Here is a 1,288-nt window from a genome sequence, read left to right as displayed (position 1 = left end):
GTGACCTGCCACTGCATTTTCATCCAGCGGCAGTTAGAGTCTCGGGGTTTTTGTGCAGCGAGACCGAACTTTGGACCACCCGGAACTAGAGTTTTGCGCCTCTGATCACGTTGGCGGGCTGGTGGCGCCGACGTGATTTTGGAGCACAATCGGCGGCCGATTGCCGATCGCGCCGTGGGGGCGTTCTTCGTTATAGTATCTACGCCAAGTCTCCACCTTTTGCCGGGCATCCGCAAGCGACAGGAACCAATGGGCGTTGAGGCATTCGGCTCGGAAGCGGCCGTTGAACGCCTCGATGAAGGCGTTGTCGGTCGGCTTGCCAGGCCGTGAGAAGTCCAGCGTGACGCCACGCTGATAGGCCCACAGGTCAAGATCGCGCGACACAAACTCGCTGCCTTGATCGACGCGGATCGTCGCCGGGAGTCCCACTTCATTGCAAACCCTTTCCAGCACCTCCACGACGTCGGTGCCGCGGAAGGTGAGCCGCGGCTCCAGCGCGGGCGAAAAGCGGGAGAAGATATCGACGATCGTGAGCACCCGGAGCTTGCCGCCGGTGGCCAGCTGATCATGAACGAAGTCCATCGCCCAGGTCTCGTTGACCCGCGTCGCAGGCCGCCGGTCGTCGCGCAGCTTGGCCTTGACCCGGCGCTTGGGCGATTTATTGCGTAATTGCAGGCCCAATTCGCGATAGATGCGACGCGTCTTGTTCTGGCCGTGATGCCATCCGTCGCGGCGCAGCAGCACATGGACGCGGCGATAGCCGTAGCGAACGCGAACATGGCAGATCTCCTTGATCCGAGCTTCGAGGGTCGCCTGGTCGGAGCGACGAGATTTGTAGTGATAGGTCGACCGGTCGAACTCGAGGGCCGCACAGGCCTTGCGGATCGACACCTGCCACTCACCGCAAACCTCATCGACGAGCTTGCGCTTCCGACCAGGCTTCACAGCTTTCGGCGGATCACGTCCTGCAGCATCTCCTTGTCGAGTGACAGATCAGCCACCAGCTTCTTCAGCTTGGCATTCTCGTCCTCGAGCTGCTTCAACCGGCGCATCTCCGTCGGCAGCAGCCCGTCATACTTCTTCTTCCAATTGAAATAGGTCGCCTGGCTGATCCCGGCTTTGCGGCAGATATCCGCAACCGGCACCCCGTCATTGCCCTGCTTCAGGATAAACGCCTTCTGGGCGTCCGAAAACTTCGAGGCCTTCATCGTCGTCGCTCCTCCCAGTCGAGGGATTTACGCAGCGCCAACTCTAGCCAAAAATGGTCCAGTTTGCCGGCCTCAGATCA

1 protein-coding gene is annotated in these 1,288 nt (G+C 60.6%); it reads right to left on the bottom strand.

What is annotated here, in order from left to right:
* Window positions 1–105: 105 nt before the first annotated feature.
* Window positions 106–1,208, bottom strand: a protein-coding gene (locus tag I6F20_RS37540) for an IS3 family transposase (RefSeq protein WP_225131587.1) whose coding sequence is annotated in 2 segments (ribosomal slippage) — window positions 106–947 and window positions 947–1,208 — 1,104 coding nt in all. Because the reading frame shifts where the segments join, the coding sequence is not laid out codon by codon here.
* Window positions 1,209–1,288 lie beyond the last annotated feature (80 nt).

The organism is Bradyrhizobium sp. IC3123 (assembly GCF_020193625.1).
Classification (GTDB): Bacteria; Pseudomonadota; Alphaproteobacteria; order Rhizobiales; family Xanthobacteraceae; genus Bradyrhizobium; species Bradyrhizobium yuanmingense.
This window is presented reverse-complemented; position numbering and strand designations above follow the sequence as displayed.